Below are 21,903 nucleotides of genomic sequence, written 5' to 3'. Positions count from 1 at the left end.
AGGGCCCGCAGGCCCCGCAGTACCCGCCGCCGGCGCCCACCCAGGAGCCGCTGCGGGCGCCGGTGCCGCCGCCCGGCCCGCCGCCGTACCAGGGCTATCCGGCCCCCCACCAGGGCTACCCGGCGCACCACGCCCCGGCGGCGCGCGCCGACCGCCGGCCCGGGGCCCTCGTCGCGGCGTGCGTCCTCACCTGGGTGACCACGGCCCTGGTCGCGGGCGGGCTGCTGATGGTCTCGCTGGCGATCGCCCTCACCGGCGACGAGCTGTGGGTCGAGTTCGAGCGTCAGCAGGGCCAGTCGCTCGCCGACTTCGGCGTCACCGAGAGCCAGGTGACCGTCGCCGTCTACGCGCTCACCGCGATCGCCGTGCCGTGGTGCCTGGCCGCGGCCGGGCTCGCGCTCGCCGCCATCCTGGGCCGGCGCTGGGCGCGCATCGCGCTGGCCGTGAGCAGCACGCTGACCGGTCTCTTCTGCCTCGCGCTGGCGATCGCCAACCCCGCGCTGGTCGTGCTCGTCGCCGTCTGCGCCGTCACCACCTGGCTGCTGCTGCGGCCCGACGTCGCCGCCTGGCGCCGCTGACCCACGGCGCCGCCCCACCCATCCGTGAGTCGGGTCGTGTGCCTGACGCCCCTCCAGGGCGGGTGCTGGGGCACACGACCGCGCCCACGCGGAACGCGGCGCGGCGCGAGCCCCGGTTCGCCCTGCCCTGAGCCCCTGCTCGGCCTGCCCTGAGCCCCTGCTCGACGTGCCTCGAGCCCCGGTTCGGCCTGCCCTGAGCCCCTGTTCGGCGGTCAGGCGGTGAGGTCCGCCGCTGCCAGCCGGGACGCGGCCCCGGCGAGCACCTCGGGCCGCTTGCAGAACGCCCAGCGCACCAGGTGCCGCCCCGAGCCGGGCGCGTCCGGGTCGTCGTAGAAGACCTCCGAGGGCACCGCGACCACGCCGGCCCGCTCCGGCAGCGCCCGGCAGAAGTCGCCACCCGAGGCCCAGCCGAGCGGCGCGACGTCGGTGGTGACGAAGTAGGTGCCCTCGCTCCGGTACGGCGCCAGCCCGGCGCCGGCCAGCCCGTCGGAGAGCACGTCGCGCTGTGCGGCCAGCCGCGCGGCCTCCTGCGCCGGGAAGTCCGGGTGCTCGTCGAGCGCGACCGCGACGGCGGGCTGCAGCGGGGCGCCGGAGGTGTAGGAGAGCCACTGCTTGGCCGCCGTGACGGCGCCGACCAGGTCCTCCGGGCCGGTCGCCCAGCCGACCTTCCAGCCGGTCACCGCGTAGGACTTGCCGGCGCTGGAGAGCGTGAGGGTCCGCTCCGCCATCCCGGGGAGCGTGGCCAGGCCGATGTGCGGGCGGTCGAAGGTGAGGTGCTCGTAGACCTCGTCGGTGACCACGACCAGGTCGTGGTCGACCGCGACCCGCGCCACCGCCGCCATCTCCTCGGCGTCCAGCACCCGACCGGTCGGGTTGTGCGGGGTGTTGAGCAGGATCAGCCGGGTGCGCGGGGTGACCGCGGCGGCCAGCTCGTCGGGATCGAGCCGGAAGTCCGGCGCGCGCAGCGTCACCGGGCGCCGTACGCCGCCGGCGAAGTCGATCATCGCCGTGTAGGAGTCGTAGTACGGCTCGAGGACCACCACCTCGTCGCCGGGGTCGACCAGGCCGAGGATCGCCGCCGCGATCGCCTCGGTGCAGCCGGTGGTGACGGTGACCTGCGAGTCCGGGTCGAGGTCGAGGCCGTAGTGGCGCCGCTGGTGGCGGGCGATCGCCTGCCGCAGCGCCGGGATCCCGATGCCGGGGGCGTACTGGTTGGCCCCCGTCCGCAGCGCCCGCACCGCGGCCGCGATCACCTCGGGCGGGCCCTCGGTGTCGGGGAAGCCCTGGCCCAGGTTGATCGATCCGGTGGCCACCGCCAGCGCCGACATCTCGGCGAAGACCGTGGTGCCCATGCCCCGCACGCGCCGGGCCCGCCGGGACCCGCCGGTGCCGGTCGGCGTGCCTGTCGGAGCGCCGGTCTGGACGGGGGCTGCGGCGGATCGGGGCACGACGCCGACCCTACGCGCTCGCCCGGCTAGCCTGTCCCGGTGAGCACCACCGACACCGACCTCGCCGCCGACATCGACGCCACCTGCCGCCTGACCGGCGAGTTCACGCTGCGCTCGGGGCAGGTCAGCTCCGAGTACTTCGACAAGTACCTCTTCGAGGCCGACCCGCTGCTGCTGGCGCGGGTCGCCCGCGAGGTCGCCCAGCTGCTGCCGCACGACACCGAGCTGCTCGGCGGCCTGGAGATGGGCGGCATCCCGATCGCCACCGCGGTCAGCCAGCTCGTCGGCCTGCCCTGCCTCTTCGTGCGGAAGAAGGCCAAGGAGTACGGCACCGCCAAGCTCGCCGAGGGCCGCGACTTCGCCGGCAAGCGGATCACCCTCATCGAGGACGTGATCACCACCGGCGGCGCGGTCCGCGACGCCACGCGCGAGCTGCGCGCCGCCGGCGGGATCGTGGAGACCGTGGTCTGCGCGATCGACCGCAGCCCCGAGGACGTGAACCCGCTCGCCGACGTCGACCTGGAGATCCGCCCGGTGCTGACCAAGGCCGAGCTGGACCTCGCCCGCGCCGAGGCCCAGGCGGGCTGAGGGGCGTGAGCGAGGTCGCCGCGCCGCCGCGCCGCTCCCGGCTCCTGCTGCCGCTGGACGTGCTCCGCGGCTTCCTGATCGGCCTGGCCGAGCTGGTGCCCGGTGTCTCCGGGGGCACCGTCGCCCTGGTCACCGGCGTCTACGAGGACCTGATCGCCTCGGCCTCGCACGCCCTCAAGGCGGTCAAGCGCCTCCTGCTCGGCCCGGACCGGATGGCCGGCTTCCACGAGGAGTCGAGGCGCACCGACTGGTGGCTGGTCGGCCCGGTGCTGCTCGGCATGGCGATCGCCGTGCTGTTCGTGGCCGGCGCGATGGAGGGCTTCGTCGCCGACCACCCCGAGCAGGCCCGCGGGCTCTTCCTCGGACTGGTCGCCGCCAGCATCGCGGTGCCGCTCCGGATGCTGCCCCCGGCCACGGAGGGCCGGCGCGCGCTCGGCGACGTCGCCTGGTTCGTGGTGGCGGCCGTGGTCGCCTTCGTGCTGGTCGGCCTGGCCTCGGGCGGCACGGTGGCCGACCCGGCGTACTGGGTGATCTTCCTGGCCGCCGCCGTCGCCATCTGCGCGCTCGTGGTGCCGGGCGTCTCCGGTTCGTTCTTCCTGCTCGCCGTCGGCCTCTACTCCACGACGCTGGAGGCGGTCGACTCCCGCGACCTGGCCTACCTCGCGGTCTTCGCCGCGGGCGCGCTCGTCGGCCTGGGCTCCTTCGTGCAGGTTCTCAACCACCTGCTCGAGAAGCGGCGGCGGACCACGCTGCTGGCGATGGCGGGCCTGATGCTGGGCTCCCTGCGCGCGCTGTGGCCGTGGCAGTCCACCGGCAGCGAGGTGACGCAGGAGGCGCACGGCCCGGGCGAGCTGCTGGCGCCGTACGACCCCGTCCTGGGGCCGGTGCTGCTGGCCGTGCTGGGCGTGCTGATCGTGGTCGCGCTGATCGCGTTCGAGAGCCGCGTCGCCGCCCGGAAGTCCGAGGCTGGCTGACGCTCCCTGCCGCCGGGATGGGGGTCGTGTGCCCGAGAGCCCGGCATGGCGGGGTGTGGGGCACACGACCCGGCCCCGGGCTCGGCCGGCCCCTCAGGCCTGGTCCGAGCCGCCCTCGGTGTGGTGCGGCGGCACCGCGAACCCGGCGATGTCGCGATCGGGCCGCCCGTCGTGGTCGAGGTCCCCGGCCGCGGGCGCGTTGACCCGCCGCCGGCGGATCGCCTCGGCGAGCATCAGCAGCCCGCCGAACGCGAAGATCGCGATGATCACGTAGTCGATGTTGTCGCCCAGCCACGGCACCCGCTTGCCGAGGAAGTAGCCGGTCGCGGCGATCGAGCCGACCCACAGGGCGGCGCCGACCGCGCTCCAGGTGTAGAAGCGGCGCCGGTCCATCCCGGTCACGCCGGCGACGACGGTGATGTAGGTGCGGACGAACGCCACGAAGCGGCCGAGCACCAGCGCCTTGTTGCCGTGCTTGTCGAAGAAGACCTGGGTCTCGTCGATGTACCTGCGCTTGAACAGGCGCCCGTTGCGGCGGTAGATCCGTGGTCCGATGCCGCGGCCGATCTCGTAGCCGGCGACGTTGCCGGCGAACGCGGCGAGCATCATCAGCAGCGAGCCGATCGCGAGCTCCACGATCGGCGGACCCGGGAACAGGTCGAGTCGTTCCGTGGCGACGAAGATCCCGAACGCGAAGAGCAGGGCGTCGCCCGGCAGGAAGGGGAAGAAGAGCCCGCACTCGACGAAGAGGATCAGCAGGCTGATCCAGAGGAACTCGGTGCCGAAGTGCTGCAGCAGCCACTCCGGGTCGAGCCAGTCGATCCCGAGGAACCAGGTGAGCGCGGGCAGGTGCTCGCCCGCCGCAAGCGCGGGGAGGGCGGTCAGGACCTGCACGCGCTCCACGCTACCGGTCCGGCTTCTATCACACGCGGGCGCCTCCGGTCGTGTGGCCCCGGTCACACGTATCCGGGGGTGGGGATGCGTGCCCGGGGAGGGGGCGAGGAGCCCGCGCCGCGGCGGCTAGGGTCGGGGCCGTGTCGGAGGAGCAGCGGGCGCCGTACGACCCGATGCCGCACGGGCCGGCCGAGGTCGGGGTCGGTCCCTGGGAGGGCGAGAGGCCGACCGGCCCGGGCAGCGAGGTCTACGACCCCGAGCTGCTGGCCGGCGGGGATCGCCGCAACGTCGTGGACCGCTACCGGTACTGGTCGATGGAGGCGATCGTCGCCGACCTCGACACCCGCCGCCACGGCTTCCACGTGGCCATCGAGAACTGGCAGCACGACTTCAACATCGGCACCATCGTCCGCTCCGCGAACGCCTTCCTCGCCGCCGAGGTGCACATCGTCGGCAACCGGCGCTGGAACCGTCGCGGCGCGATGGTGACCGACCGGTACCAGCACGTGCGCCACCACGCGACCGTCGACGACCTGCACGACTACCTGGCGTCGTACGACGGGCGCGACGCGGGGCCGGTGCCGCTGCTGGGCATCGACAACCTCCCCGGATCGCTGCACCTGGAGACGATGAGCCTGCCGACCCGGGTCTGCTTCCTCTTCGGCCAGGAGGGGCCCGGGCTGTCGGAGGCCGCGCGCGAGCGGTGCGACGGCACCTTCTCGATCGCCCAGTTCGGCTCCACCCGCTCGATCAACGCCTCGGCCGCCGCGGCGATCGCGATGCACACCTGGGTCGTCCAGCACGCCGACCTGAGCGGCGAGGACGCCTGGCGGGGCTGACCCGCGCAGGCGTCCCGCCGCAGCCTCGTGCTGCCCGGTGTCACGCGCCCGGTGTCACGCGCCCGGCGTGTGGGTGAGGATGACCCGCAGCGTCGTGGTCTCGTCGCACTGCGCCTCGGCCTCGGCGTGGCACAGCCGCCGGGTGCGCGACCAGGTGCGGTCGACGAAGGTGGCGCCCGCCTGGTCCCGGGGGCCGAAGACCACCGCGGGGCGCAGCCCCGACTGGGGCAGCTGGGCGTTGACGAGGGCCTCCAGCGCGCCCACCCAGCTCGACGTCTGCGCGGTCGTGGTGCTGCCTCCGCTGGTCCGGGTGTAGGTCTCCGTGAGGGGGCCGTTGACCGCGGTCCCGTAGTCGAGCGCGCTGCTGCGCAGGTCCAGCAGCACCTGGCCCGCGATCGGCGGCGGGAAGTAGGTCCACCCGTCGGCCCACGACGGCAGGTAGGCGTTGAGGTCGAGGTCCAGTCGCGCGCTGGCGAGGCCGGGGTCCCACGCGGTGCCGCGGACGGTGAAGGGCGCGATGTCGTCGCCGTCGGCGTCGCGCCCGTCCTCGACGTGGCGGAACTCGGTCAGGCGGGTCTCGGTCCGGCCGCTGAGACCGAATGCCGGGTTCAGGCGGAGCGTGATGGTGCCACCGCCGACGAGGCGTGCCGACTTGTCGTAGGCGTAGTAGAACTGACCGCCCAGCCCCGCCGCGGCTCCGTCGGCCCAGTGGGTCTCGGCGGCGGCGGTGCCGCGGACCTCGACCTGGAACGTGAGGCACTCCCGCAGCATCGGCGCGAGACGGTCGAGCTCGGCCTGGTCGCCGGTGAGTGCCTTGTGGCGCATCACGGCCATCATCGTCTGGACCGCGCCGACCTTGTGGTCGGCGACGCAGGACCGGTACGCGCAGTCGGCCTGGGCGGTGGAGACCTCGCGGATCAGCCGAACGGTCAGGTCGGAGGACCCGACCTCGCTGGGGAGGCCGAGCAGCTGGCTCCGCCTGCTGAGCCCGAGGGCCGTCGCCACCGCGGTCCGCGCCGCGCGCCACGCCCCGCACGCCGTACCGGCGCGCAGCGCCGGCTGGACGACGTCCCGCTCGTAGGCCTCGACCAGCTGCTTCAACCGGTCGCCGAGGTCGGGCACATCGCCCCGGTCGCCGGCCAGCAGGTCGGCGAGCGTGGCCTCGAACTGGGCCTCCGCGCGCCGCGGCCACCGGCCCGCGCCGGGCGAGGCCCGGTCGCCGCTCGGCGCCGCGATCCCGGGGGTGGAGAAGTGGGTCAGGTGCACCGTCGCGGAGCCGGCGCCGATCTCCGCCGGGAAGGCGTGGAAGTCCAGGCCGCCCTCGTCGAACAGGAACCCGCTGCTGGCGCTGAGGTCGGTGCCGGCGGGCGGGGTGATCGTCAGCGTGGCCGGCTCGAGGAGCATCAGGCCGTGCGGCGTGATCTCGACGGCGCGGACGGGCCCGGTGACGGGCGCGCCCTCCAGCGAGGCGACCGGGGAGAGCGTGATCGTCACCGGGGAGAGCAGCGCGTCCCGCGGGACGACCAGCCGGTAGCGGGTGCCGTCGGCGCCGGTCGCCGTCACCTCCCCGCCGTACGTGCCGGGGGTGAAGGAGCGCGCCGCCGCGGCGTCGACCTCGTGCGCGACGTCGATCGGGTCCGGGACGTGCGCGAACCCGTCGCCCGGCGGCGGGGTGGGAGCGGCCGCCACCCGGACCGGCGCCGACGATGCCCGGCAGTTGTTGCCCTCGCGCCGCTCGCGGACCCTGCGGGTCGCGTCGGCGCAGGCGAGGACGTACCAGCGGCCCGTCGCCACGCGGGCGGGTCCGCGGGCGGTCACGGTACGGCGGCCGCCGCCCGGCACCGCGGACGTCTTGACCGTCGCCAGGACCCGGTCGGCACCACCCGCCTTGCGGTCCCGCGAGAGCAGGAACCGGGTGCGGGTCGCCCCCGCGCGGGCCCCGCTCGCGGCCCGCACGGTGGCGCCGACCTTCAGCCGCTTCCCCTCGGCGACCCTGGCGGGCGCGGTGACCGCCGCGACCGTCAGGTCGGGCCGCGCCGCGGCGTGTGCCGGGGCGGCGGTGAGAGTGGTGGTGACACCCGTGGAGACGACGGTGGTGGTGCCGGCCAGCACCAGCGCGGCGAGGAGTGCCCGGGCGCGCATCGCGCTCACCGCCGGCCCCGGACGCCGGTGCAGGGGCGGTGGGCGCGCCGCCCCGCCCCCGGGAGCCGGGGCGGCGCGCCGGTCGGGGGAGCCGCCACCACGCCCTCGCGCCAGGCGAGGACGACCAGGGCGACCCGGTCCCGCGCCCGGAGCTTGCGGAGCAGCTGGGCCAGGTGGCTCTTCACCGTCGGCACCGAGATCACGAGCGCGGCGGCGACCTCGGCGTTGCTGCTGCCCTCGGCGACGAGGGCGAGTACCTCGCGCTCGCGCGGCGAGAGCAGCTCCAGACGCGACGCGGCGCCCTCGACGACGGGGGGCCGAGGGGCCGGGAACGGGATGGTGGTCATGGCTTCGAGGCTGGCCGCCGGCGGGCGCGCGGCGCATCGTGCTTTTGCGCCAACCCCCGCGGCGGAGCGGCCCTATGCTGCGGTCATGTCGGCACTGGTGGGGCGCGACGAAGACCTCGCCGAGGTCCGCGCGACGCTGCGGCAGCCGCCCCGCGCCGTACTGCTGGTCGGCGAGGCCGGCGTCGGGAAGACCGCGCTCGTCACCGCCGCGCTCGACGGACGGGCGGGCCTCCCGCCGCGGGTCGGCGGCGCGCTGGCCACCCTCACCTGGATGCCGTACCTGCCGCTGCGCCGCGCCTTCCCCGACCTCGACGAGCGGGTCTGGGCCGGCGACGCCGACCACGTGCTCGCCGACCTCCGCGCCGCCGTCGCGGCCGGCGCGCCGGTGCTGGTCGAGGACCTGCACTGGGCCGACCCGGCCACGCTGGCGTGCCTGGAGGGCCTGGTCGGGGCGGTGCCCCTGGTGATGACGGTACGACGCGGGGACGCCGCGGCCGCGGGCGTCGCCACCCGCCTGGAGAAGGCCGGGGCGTCCCGCCTGGATCTCGAACCGCTCGGCGGGGCCGACGCACGGCTGCTGCTGGACCGGCTCCGGCCCGACCTCGTGCCGGCGGAGGCCGACGCGCTGCTGCACCGGAGCGGCGGCAACCCGCTCCTGCTGGAGGAGCTGGCGCGCGACGGCGCCTCGGAGAGCCTGACGCTGGCGGTGCTCGCCCGCTGCCGCGCGCTGCCCGAGCCGGCGCTGGAGGATCTCGCGACGTTGGCCCTGGCCGGGCGCCCGCTGCCGGCCGAGGTGCTGCCGGAGATCGGGGCCCTGCGGGAGTCGGGGATCGTCGCCGTCGATCCCGGCGGCCTGGCCGCGGTCCGGCACGCCTTGATCGCCGAGGTCGTCGTCGACCTGCTCTCCGCAGAGCGGCGCCGCCGCTGCCACGGCACGCTCGCCGGCCTCGCGGACCACCCGGGAGAGGCCGCGCGGCACCTGCTCGCGCTCGGCGACCGCGAGGCCGCGAAGGACGCCGCGCTCGACGCGGTCGCGGCCGCGCCGACCCCGGGCGAGCGGTGGCGGCACCTGGCCACCGCCGCGGAGGCCAGCGACGGCGACGGGGCGGTGCTGTTGCGGGCCCGGGCCGCCGAGGCGGCCTGCACCGCCGGGGAGCCCGACGAGGCGGCGCGGCTGCTGGACGGCCTCGACGACGACTGCTTCGCGGGGCCGCACGGGGTGGCGGTGGCGATGGCTCGGGCCACGCAGGCCTTCCAGGCGGGGGAGTGGGATCGCTACCTCGCCGAGGTCGAGCGTGGCCGTGAGGTCGCGGCGACCGGCTCGGAGGGCGAGGCGCTGGTCCGGGCTCGGGAGGCGACGGCGGCGCTGGTGGTGCGCAACGACGCCGCCGCGGCGCTGCGGCTGGCCGGCGAGGCGGTCGCGCTCGCGGAGGAGCACGGCCTGAGCCCGGCCGGCCCACGGGCCACCCGCGCCGGGGCGCTGGCCGCCCTCGGCGAGGCGGGCTGGGAGCCCGAGTTCGAGGCCGCGATCGCAGCCGCCCGCGCCGACGGGGATCCCTACCGGGAGCTCAACGCCCGGCACAACCTGGTCTTCGCCCTCACCGTGGCCGGCCTCCTCGACCGCGCCTGGGAGATCGCCGCCACCCAGCGCGCCCGGTGCCTGGAGCTGCGGCTGCTCAAGCGGGCGCGCAGCGCCGACATCTCCCGTCTGGTCGTGGCCGGCTGTCGCGGGGACCACGACTGGGTGCTGGCCGAGTCCGCACGGCTCCTCGCCGAGCCGCTCAGCCCCGGCGACCGGTGCGACGTGCACAGCGTGCGCGGCGGCTCGCTGGCGCAGCTCGGCCGGGTCGAGGAGGCGCTGGCGGCGGCCGACGCTCTCGGCGAGCGGGCCAGCCACGCCGCCGACCGCCTCGCGGTGCGGCTGCTCGCCAACGCCTTCGCCGGTCACGCCGAGGCGGCGCGGGAGGCCTGGGTGGGCTTCGGCGACAGCCTCGGGCAGGAGGACGTGATGATCACCGAGATCACCCGGGCGATGAGCTGGGCCTGCTACGAGGCCGGATGGCCGCTGCCGGAGCGGGCGCCGCTGCCGCCGGACGGCCTGGTCGCCGGCCACGCGCCGGAGCTGGACGGCCTCGCCGCCCTCGCTGCGGGCCGACCGGCGGAGGCGGCGCAGCTGTTCGCGGACGCCCAGGGACGGCACGGGCCGCGGCGCTGGGAGGTGGTGTGGTGCCGCTGGGCGGAGGGGGAGGCGCTGCGGCTCGCCGGCGACCCGTCGGCGACGTCCGTGCTCGGCGCCGCCGCGGCGGCCGCCGAGGAGCACGGCTACGCGCCGATCGCCACCCGCTGCCGGCGGTCGCTGCGGGCCCTCGGCGAGCGCCCCGCCGGACCCCGGCGGACCGGCGACGACCCGCTGACCCCGCGCGAGCGGCAGGTCGTCGACCTCGTCGTGCAGGGGCTGACCGACGCCGACATCGCCGACCGGCTGGGCGTGGCCCGACGCACGGTGCAGACCCAGCTCGCCAGCGCCCGCGCCAAGCTCGGTGCCGAGAGCCGCGCCCACCTGGCGGCGCTCGCCGGCCGGGACGCCCCGTGAGCGTCCCGCTGGTCGTGGTCGAGGGGCCCGAGGCGGCGGTCGACGACGCGCGTGGGGAACTCGCGAGCCTCGGCTGGCGGGGCGTGGTCGAGGTGGCGGTGACCGACGCCGCCAGCGCGGCCACCGCGGTCCTGGCCGCGCTGGAGGGCCGACCGGTGCTGGTCCGGGCTGCCGCGGGGCGTGACGTGGTGGACCGGCTCTGCGACGACCTGCGCCGCCTGGGGCACCTGGACCACCGGGTGGGCGAGCCGGCGGGCCCGCTCACCGCCGAGCAGCACGCCCTGCTGGCGCTGATGGCCGGCGGCGCGTCGCTCGGCGCGGCCGCCCGGGCGCTCCACCTGTCCCGGCGCTCCGCGGACCGCCGTCTGGCCGCGGCCCGCGCCGCGTTGGGGTCGGCGAGCACGGGCGCCGCGCTGGCGGCGTACCGGCGGCGACTGGGGCGGCTGCCGGCCGGAACCATCCCGGGGGCGGAGGGGGATCGGCCCGCGGGCTGATGTGGCGGGGGCGCGGCCCGGCGGAGGCTGCAGGTCCACCGATCACCCGGACCGAGGGGACCCCGATGCACAAGCAGATCCCTGCGCTGCTCGCCAGCGCGCTGATGGCGGCCTGGCTGGTCGTCCTGCCCGTCACGGCGCCGGCGACGGCGCCCGCCGCCACCGCGGCGGCCGCGGGCACCGGTGGCGGCTCGATCGTCTTCATCCGCGACCACGACGTCTGGCTGGTGCGCGGCGACGGCAGCGGGCTGTACCGGGTCACCCGCGACGGCACCGCCGCCACCCCCTACGTCTCGCCCACGATGACGGACGCCGGCATCATCGCCGCCGGCCGCGGCACCCAGGTGGTGCGGATGCGGCAGAACGGCGAGATCCTCTCCCGGTTCGACCCGAAGCCGCTCACCGACTCCGTCAGCCACCCGATCGACGGGGTGCTCAACTACGTCGCGATCTCCCCGGACGGCTCGAAGGTGGCCTACGGCTGGAGCCGGTACAGCTGCCCGGTCGGCGCCTCCTGCCAGGTGCGGTCGGTGACCGCGGTCAGCGCCGCGGACCGCTACACCGCGCCGACCACGACCTCCTACCTCCACCACCCCTCGTGGGTGAGCAACAGCCGGCTGATGGTGCACGGCGGCTACCTCTCGCAGGTGATGCTCCAGGACCTGGGCGCGGCGCCGAAGCACTGGTTCGACGACGACGAGATCTACGAGGGCGGCACCGACCTGGGCGACGCCAGCCTGTCGAGGGACGGCAAGCGGCTGGTCGCGATCCGCGGCTACGGCAGCGGCACCCAGATGATCTGGTACGCCGTCGGCGGCGACCCGCGCAGCGCCGCCCCCAGCGGCCTGCCGAACCCGAACCCGCTGTGCATCGGGTCGCCCGGCGCGACCGCCACGGACGAGCGGCTCCACGCGCCCAGCTGGTCGCCCGACGGCACCGCGTTCGCGATCGGTGCCACCGAGGGCGTCTGGGTGGTCACCACCGGTCCCGCCGACTGCAGCGGGGTCGGCGTCCGGCTCCTCGGCAAGGGCACCAGCCCGTCCTGGTCCGGTGCCGCGATCGACCCGCCGGCCCCGACCCGGTTCGCCCTGCTCGCCAAGCCCGCGCTGAAGGGCGTCGCCGCCGTCGGCAAGCGGCTCCGCGCCACCACCGGGAAGTGGAGCCCGGCGCCCGCCAAGGTGCGCTACACCTGGCTGCGCAACGGCAAGCGGATCAAGGGCGCCGGCGGGTCGTCGTACCGGCCGGTGCGGGCGGACAAGGGCCGCCGGATCGCGGTGAAGGTGACCGTCAACAAGCCCGGCCTGAGGGCCGCCTCCGCGAAGACGCGGGCCGTGCGGGTCCGCTGAGGACGGTGTGGACCGGGCGCGGCGGGTGGCCGGGCGGGACAAGTTCCCGGCTGGTCACTCGCCGGGCGTGGGTGTGGACTAGTGTCGGTTGCGCCCTTGGACCCGTGCCGCAGGAGACACGCCATGCCCATCGCCACTCCCGAGAAGTACGCCGAGATGCTGGATGCCGCGAAGGCCGGCGCGTTCGCGTACCCCGCGATCAACGTGTCGTCCTCGCAGACGCTGAACGCCGCGCTCAAGGGGTTCGCCGACGCCGGCTCCGACGGCATCATCCAGATCTCCACCGGGGGTGCCGAGTACCTCTCCGGCCCCAGCGTGAAGAACATGGTCACCGGCTCGGTCGCGTTCGCCGCCTACGCGGCCGAGGTCGCCAAGTCCTACCCGGTCAACATCGCGCTGCACACCGACCACTGCCCCAAGGACAAGCTCGACGGCTTCGTCCGGCCGCTGGTCGACATCTCCGCCGAGCGGGTCGCCCGCGGCGAGGCGCCGCTGTTCCAGTCGCACATGTGGGACGGCTCCGCGGTCCCGCTGGCCGAGAACCTCCAGATCGCCGAGGAGCTGCTGGCCAAGTGCGCCGCGGCGAACATCATCCTCGAGATCGAGGTCGGCGTCGTCGGTGGCGAGGAGGACGGCATCGTCGGCGCGATCGACGAGAAGCTCTACACCACCCCCGAGGACGCGCTGGCGACGGTGCGCGCGCTCGGCGTGGGCGAGAAGGGGCGCTACATGACCGCGCTGACCTTCGGCAACGTGCACGGCGTCTACAAGCCGGGCAACGTCAAGCTGCGCCCCGAGATCCTCAAGGCCGCCCAGGAGGCGGTCGTCGCCGAGCTCGGCCTGGAGGCCGGCAGCAAGCCGTTCGACCTGGTCTTCCACGGCGGCTCCGGCTCGACCCCCGAGGAGATCGGCGCCGCCGTCGACTTCGGCGTGGTCAAGATGAACGTCGACACCGACACCCAGTACGCCTTCACCCGGCCCGTCGCCGCGCACATGTTCAGCAACTACGACGGCGTGCTCAAGGTGGACGGCGAGGTCGGCAACAAGAAGAACTACGACCCGCGGGCCTGGGGCAAGGCGGCCGAGGCCGGCATGTCCGCCCGCGTCGTCGAGGCCTGCCAGGACCTGCGCTCGGCCGGCACCACGATCGGGTGATCACGTCCCTCCCCACTGAGGAGGCCGGGAGCGCCCCGGCCGCCCTGCCGACCGCGGCCGACGTCGACCGCGCCGCGGCGACGCTCGACGGGGTGCTCGGGGCGACCCCGCTGCAGCGGGCGCCCCGGCTCTCCGCGCTGACCGGGCTCGACGTCCGGTTCAAGCGCGAGGACCTGACGCCGGTGCGCTCCTACAAGGTGCGCGGCGCGTTCAGCGTGCTCGCCGGCCTGTCGGCCGACGAGCGGGCACGCGGCGTCACCTGCGCCTCGGCGGGCAACCACGCCCAGGGCGTCGCGTTCGCCTGCGCGCGCGCCGGGGTGCGGGCGACGATCTTCCTGCCCCGGACCACGCCCCGGCAGAAGCGCGACCGGGTCGCCGCCCTCGGCGGGGACGTCGTGGACGTGGTGATCGCCGGCGACGCGTACGACGACTCGGCGGTCGCCGCCGCGGAGTTCGCCGCCGCCTCGGGCGCCACCGTGATCCCCGCGTTCGACCACCCGGGCATCGTCGCCGGGCAGGGCACCGTCACCGCCGAGATCGTCGCCGCGCTGGCCGCGGAGGGGACCTCGCTGGACGGCCTCGTGCTGCCCGTCGGCGGCGCGGGGCTGATCGCCGGCGCGCTGACCTACCTGGCCGAGCGCGCCCCCGACGTACGGGTGGTGGCGGCGGAGCCCGCCGGGGCCGCCTCGCTCGCCGCGGCGCTGGAGGCCGGGAGGCCGGTCGCCCTGGAGCACGTCGACCCGTTCGTGGACGGCGCCTCGGTGCGCCGCGTCGGGGACGTCACCCACGCGGTCGTGGAGGCGGCGCGGTCGCGGGTGGCGGTGACGCCGGTCGCGGTGCCGGAGGGGCTGATCTGCGTCGAGATGCTCGACCTCTACCAGGTCGACGGGATCATCGCCGAGCCCGCCGGGGCGCTCGCCGCCGCGGCGCTGCGGCTGGATGAGGCGCGCTCGGTGTTCGAGCCGGGGTCGACGGTGGTCTGCGTGGTCTCGGGCGGCAACAACGACGTCTCCCGGTACGCCGACATCGTCGAGCGGGCGCTGGTCTTCGAGGGGCTCAAGCACTACTTCCTGGTCGAGTTCCCGCAGGAGCCCGGCGCGCTGCGCCGGTTCCTGGACGAGGTGCTCGGGCCGGACGACGACATCACGCTGTTCGAGTACGTGAAGCGGAACAACCGGGAGACCGGGCCGGCGCTGGTCGGCATCGAGATGCAGCACCGCGACGACCTGGCCGGGCTGCTGGAGCGGATGGCGGAGTCGCGGCTGCGGGTGCAGCGCGTGGACCCCGACAGCCCGCTCTTCGGCTTCGTGCACTGAGGTCGCGTCCGACCCTGTGTGCCTCAGGTGTCACTGGCGTCACGCCGGACAGGGGGTTCTTGCGCATGACAGGCGTTGCAATGCCTGTCATGTGCAGGAATCACCGGTCGACCGGTGATTCCTGCACCGTGACTCAACCCGTCGACCGCGCGCCGTTCCGCGGCGCGGCGAAGCACAGCACCGCCGCCAGGCCGACCAGCAGCACCGCCGGCGCGATCAGCAGCGACTGCCCCATCGCGGTGCTGAACGGGTCGTAGACCGCCGGCGGCAACCCGCCGCCCCCGGACGACTGCGAGGGGTCGAAGCTCAGCCCGTTGGCGGCGATCCGGCTGTCCATCAGCACCGCGATCGCCGCGGAGCCGATCACCGCGCCGACCTGCCGGGTGGCGTTGTAGACGCCGGAGCCGGCACCGGCCTGCTGCGGCGCCAGGTTGCGGGTGGCGGTGGCGGCCAGCGGGGCCCAGATCGCGGCGCTGCCGGCACCGGTCAGCGCCAGCGGCGCGACGATCTCCCAGACCGCGGCTTCGGGCGTCAACGCCAGGGAGAGCCAGACCAGGGAGACCGCCACGGTGGCGAAGCCGGCTCCGGTGACGTAGCGCGGGTGCACCCGGTCGATCAGGCTGCCGACCGGGCGGGCGAGCACGATCGAGAGCAGCGCCATCGGCACCAGCAGCAGCGCCGCCTGCGTCGGGGAGTAGCCGCGGACCAGCTGCGCGTAGAGCATCGTGGGGAAGCCCATCGCCGTGAACGTGAACGCGATCGCGATGATCGCGATGTTGGCGAGCGAGAAGTTCCGGTCGGTGAACAGCGAGAGCGGGATCAGCGGCTCGCGGCGGTTGTAGTGCTGCCAGACGACGAAGAGGCCGAGGAAGACCACGCCCGCGGCGATCATCAGCGGCACGCTCACCCACCCGGTGACGGTGCCCCAGTCGTACTGGTGGCCCTCCTGGATGCCGAAGACCAGCAGGAACATGCCGACGCCGCTGAGCGCCACGCCCAGCCAGTCGAACCGGTGCTGGTGGGTGGGCAGGCGGGGCACGTTGCGCATCGCCAGCCAGAAGCCGATGAGGCCGACGGGGACGTTGACGAAGAAGATCCACTCCCACGACAGCGCGTCGACCAGGATGCCGCCGAGCAGCGGGCCGACCAGCAGCGCGACGCCGGCAGTGGCGCCCCACAGTGCCATCGCCTGGCCGCGGCGGTCGGGTGGGAAGATCCGGGTGATCACGGCCATCGTCTGCGGCGTCATCATGCTGGCGCCGAGGCCCTGCACGACGCGGGCCACGACCAGGGCGCCGACGGTGGTGGTCAGGCCGCAGGCGAGGCTGGCGACGGTGAAGACGGCCAGGCCGGAGAGGTAGATCCGCTTCGGGCCGAACCGGTCGCCGAGGCGGCCGGTGATCATCACCGGCACCGCGTAGGCGAGCAGGTAGGCGCTGGTCACCCAGACGACCTCGTTGACGCCCGCGCGGAGGTCCTCGATGATCGCCGGGGTCGCCACGGTGACGATGGTCGAGTCGACCATGATCATGAAGAAGCCGAGGACCAGCGCCCACAGCGCGGGCCACGGGCTGGTCTCCTCGGCGGAGCCGTCGTCACCGGTGGAGGGTGGTGCGGCGGCGGCGCCGGCGCTGCGCCTGCCGGCGGGTGTGGGTTCGGTACGGGTCACGGGTGCCACTCAACACCCGACCGGGGACAATCGATCCATGACCAACCCTCCGATCGGCTCCGACCTGATGGCCGGCCCGCCCCCGACCCTGCTGCCCGTCGACCCCGCGGCCGAGGCGCTGGCCTCCGGCGAGGACGCCATGGACGTCGTACGCCGCCTCCCCGCCTCCCCCTGGGCCTGGGCCGCCCTCGCGAACGAGGCCGCCTCCGACGGCGAGGACGCCGTCACCGTCTACGCCTACGCCCGCGTCGGCTACCACCGCTCCCTGGACCTGCTGCGCCGCAACGGCTGGAAGGGCCACGGCCCCGTGCCGTGGGAGCACGAGCCCAACCGCGGCTTCCTGACCTGCCTGGCCCTCCTCGCCCGCGCCGCCGAGGCGATCGGCGAGGCCGACGAGCACGAGCGCTGCTCGACCTTCCTGCGCGACTCCAGCCCCGCGGCGTACGACGCGCTGCTGGGCTGAGGCCGCCGGACCGTGCCTTGTAACACGCTGTCCACCGCGCTCGTCGGCCGTCGGGCGATGTAACACGCTGTCCACCGCACCGGTCGGTCGTCGACGTTGCTTCGAGCCCGCCGCAACGGGATCGAACCAACGTGGACGGCCGACCAGTGCGTGCACCCGCGTGTTACATGACCCGCCGCAGACGACCGGCCAGCGCACGCACCCGCGTGTGACATGTCAGGACACGGCGCGGAGCAGCCCTCAGGCGGGCAGCGTCAGCAGCTCGCGCACCTTCTCCGCACCGAGCGCCGCGAACAGCGTCGGCAGGCGCGGGCCGCGCTCGGCGTCGACGAGCAGCGCGTAGAGCAGCGTGAAGAACGCCTTCTGGTCGGCCTTCACCTCGTCGGTCGGGGCGTCCTCGACGGCCAGGCCGCGGCCGAGCTTCGGCACGCCGTAGATCAGCGTGGTCAGCTCGTCGCCGTCCTCGAACGACGCGGGCAGGCGGTCCAGCAGCAGCCGCAGCCACTCCGCCTCCTGCTCCGACAGCGACCCGAGGCGCTCGGCGTCCGCGACAGCCCGCACGGTCGTCCGGTCCTCGGGGTCGACGTACGAGGTCATCCAGGTCGCGGCCTTCGACAGCCGCGGCTCCAGCTCCTCGACCGAGGCGTGCTCGTGGCCGACCTTGCCGACGGTGGCCGAGATCAGGTCGAGCGAGCCGGCGGTCACGTCCGCCACCGACGACAGCAGGCGGAAGGGGACGGTGACGGCGGGCGTCGGCAGCGTGCCGGCCGAGGCGGTCGCGGAGGCGCGCTCCCAGGCCAGCACCGCGGCGTCGCGCTTCGCGGGGTTGGCCGCCTTGCGGGTCAGGGCGTCCCACTCGTCGTACAGGCGCAGCACCTCCTGGCCGAAGTCGACGTTGAACGCCTGCTTCGGCTGCCGGCGCACGTAGAGCCAGCGCAGGATCGGCGCCTCGAGGATCCGCAGCGCCTCGGCCGCAGTCGGCACGCCGCCCTTGGACGAGGACATCTTGGGCATGCCGGCGACGCCGACGAACGAGTACCCGACGAACGACGGCGCGTGGCCGCCGAAGACCGGTCCGACCAGGTCCTTGCCGACCGTGTACGACGACCCGGGGCTCGCGTGGTCGACGCCGCCGGGCTCGAAGTGGACGCCCTCGAAGGTCCAGCGCATCGGCCAGTCGACCTTCCAGACCAGCTTGCCCTCGTCCTGCGTGGCCAGGTTGGTGACGAACGAGCCGCCGCACGTGTCGCAGGTGTAGGCGAGGTCGGTCGTCTCGTCGTCGTACGACGTCAGGGTGACCGTGTCGCGGCCGCAGCCGCGGCAGTAGGGCTTGTAGGGGAAGCGCGCGAGGTCGCCGGTCCCGTCGGACTCCTCCTCCGCGGTGGGCTCCTCACCCTCGGCGCCCTCGGGCACCTCGATCGCGGCCGGCTTCTTGGTCCGGTAGCGGCCCAGGACGGACTCGATCACGTCGCGCCGGCGGACGGCGGTGAGCACCTGCTCGCGGTAGGTGCCCGACTGGTACATCGCGGTCTGGTCGACCTCGACCATGTCGCAGCCCATCTCGGCCAGCGCCGCGCGGAGCGGTGCCTTGTAGCGCTCGGCCCAGTTGGCGAACTCGCCGGTCGGGTCCGGGACGGCGGTCAGCGGGCGGCCGATGTGCTCGTTCCAGACCGGGTCGACGCCGGCCGGGACCTTGCGGAACCGGTCGTAGTCGTCCCAGGAGTGCAGGTGGCGCACGTTGATCCCGCGCCGGCGGATCTCCTCGGCCACGAAGTGCACCGTGAGGAACTCGCGCAGGTTGCCCAGGTGGATCGGCCCGGACGGGCTGATCCCGGACGCGCAGGTGACCAGGTCCGGCAGCGTGCCGCCGTTGACGGTCTCCGCGTGATGCAGCGCCAGGTCGGCGGTGCGGGTCACCCAGTCGGTCGGGGTCTGGTCTCGTCCTCCACGTGCCACAGCCGCAGCCTAGTCACCGCGCGGCCCGGCCTCCGATTCCCTGTCGGCTCCCGGGACCACCATCGCGTACGCCGACGGCAGCACCCGCCACGTCCGCCGCCGTACCGGGCCGTCGATCTCGCCGTCGCTGTTGCAGTCGAAGCCCTCGCCGCGACCGGCGGCCGCACGCAGGTCGGTGATCGACACCTCGGCCCCGCGGAGCAGGGTCACCTCGCGGTGCTCGCCGTGCCGGGCGAAGGGGAGCCGGAGCAGGTACCCGAGCCGGGCCAGCGTCCGCTCCGGCCTCGCCACCAGCACGTCGACCTGCCCGTCGTTCGGCCGGGCGCCGGGGGTGAGCTCGGTGCCGCCGCCGACCGAGGAGCCGTTGCCGAGGGCGACCTGGAGCACGCGGTGCTCGCCGTCCTCGACGACCCGGCCGTCGACCTCGACCCGCACGCGGAGCGTCGGCGGCCGGACCGCGGTCTGCAGCGCGCCGATCGGGTACCCCAGCCGGCCGAGGTTGACCTTGCCGACGCCGACCCTGCCGAGCCGCTGCTTCCAGGCGGCGCCGCGCTCGCCGGCCGCGGCACCGGCGCCGATGTGGACGCCGTTGACCGTGACCCGGTCCCCGTCCGCGCCGTCGTCGACCACCAGGTCGACCGGCTGGGCCCGCCCAGTGGCGACGACCTGCGCGGCGGCCGCGGGCTCCAGGGGCAGGTCCAGGGTGCGGGCGAAGTCGTTGCCGGTGCCGAGCGGGACCAGCCCGATCTCGCGGCCGGCCAGGTCACCGGCGCGGTGCAGCGCGGCGACCACCGCGTGGATGCTGCCGTCGCCGCCGACCACGACGACCCGGCGCTCGCCGAGTCCGGCGAGCACCCGGTCGAGTTCCTCGGGCGAGCCGGTGCGGGCGACCTCGACCTCGGCGTGCTCGCGCAGCACGGCCAGCGCGGCGTCGAGGGTCTCCTCCGCCGCCGTACCGGCGCCGGAGTTGGCGATGACCAGGACGCGCCGCTGACCGGGGCTGCGCTGGGGGCTGACCGGGGGGCTGACCACAGGGGAAGACTAGGCAGCGGGTCCACACGGCGCGGCCTACAGTTCCGGGCCATGCCGACCTCGCGCCGCTGGAGCGCCCGTGAGCTGATCGACCTGGTGCTGGACCCGGGCAGCTACGAGTCGTGGGACGCGCCCATCGACATCTCGGGCCACCCCGAGGAGTACCGGGCCGAGCTGCGCGCCGCCGCGGAGAGGTCGGGCACCGACGAGTCCGTGCTGACCGGCCGCGGCACGGTGCGCGGCCGCCCCGTCGCGTTCGTGGTCAACGAGTTCCGGTTCCTGGCGGGATCGATCGGGACCGCCGCCGCGCTGCGCATCGCCGCCGCCGTCCGCCGCGCCACCGCCGAGGGGCTGCCGGTGCTGGCCAGCACCTCCTCGGGAGGCACCCGGATGCAGGAGGGCACCCGGGCGTTCGTGCAGATGATCGAGATCAGCCGGGCGCTGATGGAGCACCGGGCGGCCCGGCTGCCGTACCTGGTGCACCTGCGCCACCCCACCACCGGCGGTGTCTACGCCTCGTGGGGCTCGCTGGGCCACATCACCGTCGCCGAGCCCGGCGCGCTCGTCGGGTTCCTCGGGCCGAAGGTCTTCGAGGCGCTCAACGGTCGGTCGTTCCCCGACGGGGTGCAGGAGGCCGAGAACCTCGCCGCGAAGGGCGTCATCGACGCCGTCGTCTCCGTCGAGGACCTGCCGGCGCTGGTCGACGTGACGCTGTCGGTCCTGGTCGACCCGCCCGAGCCTGCCTCGCTGGAGCGCCGCGAGCCGGTTCCGGCCGGGACGCCGGTGGCCGACGTGTGGGCCGACATCGAGCACACCCGCGCGCCGGACCGCGCCGGCGTCCGCGACCTGCTCAAGTACGCCGCCAGCCACACCATCCGGCTCCGCGGCACCGACGAGGGGGAGCGCGACGACACGGTGCTGATCGCGCTCACCCGGCTCGACGGGCAGCCCTGCCTGCTGGTCGGGCAGGACCGGTCGCGTCAGACGCCGGCGACCCCGATGGGGCCGGGCGCGCTGCGCGAGGCGCGGCGCGCGATGCGGCTGGCCGCCGAGCTCGGGCTGCCGCTGGTCACCGTCGTCGACACCCCCGGCGCCGAGCTGTCGCCGGGGGCCGAGGAGGGGGCGATCGCGGGGGAGATCGCCCGGTGCATCGCCACCCTCGTCACCATGACCGTCCCGACGGTCTCGGTGATCCTCGGCCAGGGCTGCGGCGGCGGCGCCCTGGCGATGCTCCCGGCCCGCACGGTGCTGGCCACCCAGCACGGGTGGCTCTCCCCGCTGCCGCCGGAGGGGGCGTCCGTGATCCGGTACGGCGACACCTCCCGCGCCGCCGAGATGGCCCGCTGGCAGCGGGTCGGCGCGCTCGACCTGCTCGCCGCGGGCGACGTGCACGTCGTCGTACCGGAGGTGGCGGGGGACTCCGCGGAGGCCCTGGCCCGGGCGGTGGTCGCCGAGATCGCCCACCAGCTCCGCCGAGAAGGCCCCTAGGGCAGCGCGAACAGGCACTTGGGGCAGCGCGAACAGGCAGTTAGGCCACGCCGAACCGGCAGTTAGGCCGCGCCGAACCGGCACTTGTGCCGCAGATCCGCCCCGGGCCCCGGTTCGGGCTGCCCTGAGCCCCGGTTCGGGCTGCCCCAAGCCCCGGTTCGCGCTAGGAGACGACCATGTCCTCGCCGGACCAGTAGGCGCGCATGGAGGTGATCCTGGCGTCGTCGTCGAACGTCATCACGTCGATCACCGACAGCGTGTAGGTCTCGGCGCCGGCGGCGGTGACGAGCTCGAAGTGGAACGCCGCCTCGTTGCCGGCGACCCGTGCCGTGATCAGCCGGCCCTCCTGGTCCAGTCCGTCGAGGGCGCCGTAGAACTCCGCGATCTCCTCGCGGGTGCTGCGGACCGGGGTACCGATCGGGTCCTCGACGGTGGCGCCGTCGGCGTACAGGGCGACGACGTCGGTCGAGGTCCCCTTGGCGACGAGGTCGACGTAGCTCTGGACGGTCCCGAGGATGGCTTCGCGGCTGGCGGCCATGGTGGCTCCTGTCGGCGGTGACGGGGGTGGGTGGCTGACGAGA

Annotated in this window: 18 protein-coding genes and 1 pseudogene; 11 read left to right on the top strand and 8 right to left on the bottom strand. The window is 75.1% G+C overall.

Annotated elements, in window-relative coordinates:
* A pseudogene (locus ABLM29_RS12865) lies at positions 1–578 on the top strand (hypothetical protein); the annotation flags it as partial.
* Positions 579–790: 212 nt separating this feature from the next.
* On the opposite strand, the gene ABLM29_RS12860 reads toward ABLM29_RS12865, so the two are convergent.
* A complete protein-coding gene (locus tag ABLM29_RS12860) occupies positions 791–2,026 on the bottom strand; it encodes a pyridoxal phosphate-dependent aminotransferase (RefSeq protein WP_502889230.1) in 1,236 nt (411 codons plus the stop codon).
* A gap of 39 nt (positions 2,027–2,065) precedes the next feature.
* Here ABLM29_RS12860 and pyrE point away from each other — a divergent pair, with 39 nt between their 5' ends.
* Both pyrE and ABLM29_RS12850 read left to right on the top strand, forming a co-directional pair.
* On the top strand, positions 2,066–2,614 hold the full coding sequence (gene pyrE / locus ABLM29_RS12855) for an orotate phosphoribosyltransferase (RefSeq protein WP_349714512.1): 549 nt from the start codon (positions 2,066–2,068) through the stop codon (positions 2,612–2,614).
* A 5-nt stretch (positions 2,615–2,619) separates the two neighbouring features.
* Positions 2,620–3,588, top strand: a complete 969-nt coding sequence (locus ABLM29_RS12850; RefSeq protein WP_349714511.1) for a DUF368 domain-containing protein — start codon at positions 2,620–2,622, stop codon at positions 3,586–3,588.
* Between the two features lie 93 nt (positions 3,589–3,681).
* On the opposite strand, the gene ABLM29_RS12845 is transcribed toward ABLM29_RS12850, so the two are convergent.
* On the bottom strand, positions 3,682–4,482 hold the full coding sequence (locus ABLM29_RS12845; protein WP_349714510.1) for a DedA family protein: 801 nt from the start codon (positions 4,480–4,482) through the stop codon (positions 3,682–3,684).
* Positions 4,483–4,655: 173 nt separating this feature from the next.
* On the opposite strand from ABLM29_RS12845, the gene ABLM29_RS12840 reads away from it, so the two are divergent.
* Complete coding sequence (locus ABLM29_RS12840; RefSeq protein ID WP_349714516.1) at positions 4,656–5,321, top strand: TrmH family RNA methyltransferase; 666 nt, start codon at positions 4,656–4,658, stop codon at positions 5,319–5,321.
* Between the two features lie 54 nt (positions 5,322–5,375).
* On the opposite strand, the gene ABLM29_RS12835 is transcribed toward ABLM29_RS12840, so the two are convergent.
* Positions 5,376–7,463 (bottom strand): CARDB domain-containing protein, encoded by a 2,088-nt coding sequence (locus ABLM29_RS12835; RefSeq protein WP_349714515.1) that lies wholly within the window; start codon positions 7,461–7,463, stop codon positions 5,376–5,378.
* Positions 7,464–7,468: 5 nt separating this feature from the next.
* Positions 7,469–7,810, bottom strand: coding sequence for a response regulator transcription factor (locus ABLM29_RS12830; RefSeq protein ID WP_349714509.1), 342 nt, complete (start codon positions 7,808–7,810; stop codon positions 7,469–7,471).
* A gap of 85 nt (positions 7,811–7,895) precedes the next feature.
* Here ABLM29_RS12830 and ABLM29_RS12825 point away from each other — a divergent pair, with 85 nt between their 5' ends.
* The 5 genes from ABLM29_RS12825 (at position 7,896) to ilvA (ending at position 14,714) form a co-directional block, all read left to right on the top strand.
* Entirely contained in the window at positions 7,896–10,403 is a 2,508-nt protein-coding gene (locus tag ABLM29_RS12825; protein WP_349714508.1) for a helix-turn-helix transcriptional regulator, read from the top strand.
* Positions 10,400–10,897, top strand: a complete 498-nt coding sequence (locus tag ABLM29_RS12820) for a hypothetical protein (RefSeq protein ID WP_349714507.1) — start codon at positions 10,400–10,402, stop codon at positions 10,895–10,897. The genes ABLM29_RS12825 and ABLM29_RS12820 overlap by 4 nt, the downstream gene beginning before the upstream one ends.
* Before the next feature lie 65 nt (positions 10,898–10,962).
* The gene (locus tag ABLM29_RS12815; protein ID WP_349714506.1) at positions 10,963–12,243 is read left to right on the top strand and encodes a TolB-like translocation protein; all 1,281 of its coding nucleotides are present in this window, start codon (positions 10,963–10,965) and stop codon (positions 12,241–12,243) included.
* Between the two features lie 123 nt (positions 12,244–12,366).
* Complete coding sequence (gene fbaA, locus ABLM29_RS12810; RefSeq protein WP_349714504.1) at positions 12,367–13,398, top strand: class II fructose-bisphosphate aldolase; 1,032 nt, start codon at positions 12,367–12,369, stop codon at positions 13,396–13,398.
* Positions 13,395–14,714, top strand: a complete 1,320-nt coding sequence (ilvA, locus tag ABLM29_RS12805; RefSeq protein ID WP_349714503.1) for a threonine ammonia-lyase IlvA — start codon at positions 13,395–13,397, stop codon at positions 14,712–14,714. The genes fbaA and ilvA overlap by 4 nt, the downstream gene beginning before the upstream one ends.
* A gap of 133 nt (positions 14,715–14,847) precedes the next feature.
* Here the strand turns inward: ilvA and ABLM29_RS12800 are convergent, their stop codons facing one another.
* On the bottom strand, positions 14,848–16,383 hold the full coding sequence (locus ABLM29_RS12800; RefSeq protein WP_349714502.1) for an MFS transporter: 1,536 nt from the start codon (positions 16,381–16,383) through the stop codon (positions 14,848–14,850).
* Positions 16,384–16,420: 37 nt separating this feature from the next.
* Here ABLM29_RS12800 and ABLM29_RS12795 point away from each other — a divergent pair, with 37 nt between their 5' ends.
* On the top strand, positions 16,421–16,846 hold the full coding sequence (locus ABLM29_RS12795; RefSeq protein WP_349714501.1) for a DUF3151 domain-containing protein: 426 nt from the start codon (positions 16,421–16,423) through the stop codon (positions 16,844–16,846).
* Positions 16,847–17,086: 240 nt separating this feature from the next.
* Here ABLM29_RS12795 and lysS read toward each other — a convergent pair whose 3' ends face one another.
* Positions 17,087–18,802, bottom strand: a complete 1,716-nt coding sequence (gene lysS, locus ABLM29_RS12790) for a lysine--tRNA ligase (RefSeq protein ID WP_349714500.1) — start codon at positions 18,800–18,802, stop codon at positions 17,087–17,089.
* Positions 18,803–18,811: 9 nt separating this feature from the next.
* Positions 18,812–19,834: a diacylglycerol/lipid kinase family protein gene (locus tag ABLM29_RS12785; RefSeq protein ID WP_349714499.1), complete on the bottom strand. Its 1,023-nt coding sequence runs from the start codon at positions 19,832–19,834 to the stop codon at positions 18,812–18,814.
* 51 nt (positions 19,835–19,885) lie between these two features.
* Between ABLM29_RS12785 and ABLM29_RS12780 the strand changes: the two genes are divergently transcribed.
* Positions 19,886–21,322, top strand: a complete 1,437-nt coding sequence (locus tag ABLM29_RS12780) for a carboxyl transferase domain-containing protein (RefSeq protein ID WP_349714498.1) — start codon at positions 19,886–19,888, stop codon at positions 21,320–21,322.
* A 163-nt stretch (positions 21,323–21,485) separates the two neighbouring features.
* On the opposite strand, the gene ABLM29_RS12775 is transcribed toward ABLM29_RS12780, so the two are convergent.
* Complete coding sequence (locus ABLM29_RS12775; protein ID WP_349714497.1) at positions 21,486–21,860, bottom strand: nuclear transport factor 2 family protein; 375 nt, start codon at positions 21,858–21,860, stop codon at positions 21,486–21,488.
* Positions 21,861–21,903 lie beyond the last annotated feature (43 nt).

Origin of the sequence: Nocardioides sp. YIM 152588, from assembly GCF_040191335.1 — a bacterium.
Lineage (GTDB): Bacteria > Actinomycetota > Actinomycetes > Propionibacteriales > Nocardioidaceae > Nocardioides.
Note: the sequence above shows the minus strand (reverse complement) of the source record. Positions and strands in the feature narration are given on the sequence as shown.

Excerpts from the sequence above, each read along its gene's own strand:
- ABLM29_RS12835 (WP_349714515.1), bottom strand. The coding sequence starts at position 7,463 with ATGCGCGCCCGGGCACTCCTCGCCGCGCTGGTGCTGGCCGGCACCACC.
- fbaA (WP_349714504.1), top strand. The coding sequence starts at position 12,367 with ATGCCCATCGCCACTCCCGAGAAGTACGCCGAGATGCTGGATGCCGCG.
- ABLM29_RS12795 (WP_349714501.1), top strand. The coding sequence starts at position 16,421 with ATGACCAACCCTCCGATCGGCTCCGACCTGATGGCCGGCCCGCCCCCG.
- ABLM29_RS12825 (WP_349714508.1), top strand. The coding sequence starts at position 7,896 with ATGTCGGCACTGGTGGGGCGCGACGAAGACCTCGCCGAGGTCCGCGCG.
- ABLM29_RS12780 (WP_349714498.1), top strand. The coding sequence starts at position 19,886 with ATGCCGACCTCGCGCCGCTGGAGCGCCCGTGAGCTGATCGACCTGGTG.
- ABLM29_RS12815 (WP_349714506.1), top strand. The coding sequence starts at position 10,963 with ATGCACAAGCAGATCCCTGCGCTGCTCGCCAGCGCGCTGATGGCGGCC.
- ABLM29_RS12775 (WP_349714497.1), bottom strand. The coding sequence starts at position 21,860 with ATGGCCGCCAGCCGCGAAGCCATCCTCGGGACCGTCCAGAGCTACGTC.
- ABLM29_RS12840 (WP_349714516.1), top strand. The coding sequence starts at position 4,656 with ATGCCGCACGGGCCGGCCGAGGTCGGGGTCGGTCCCTGGGAGGGCGAG.
- ABLM29_RS12830 (WP_349714509.1), bottom strand. The coding sequence starts at position 7,810 with ATGACCACCATCCCGTTCCCGGCCCCTCGGCCCCCCGTCGTCGAGGGC.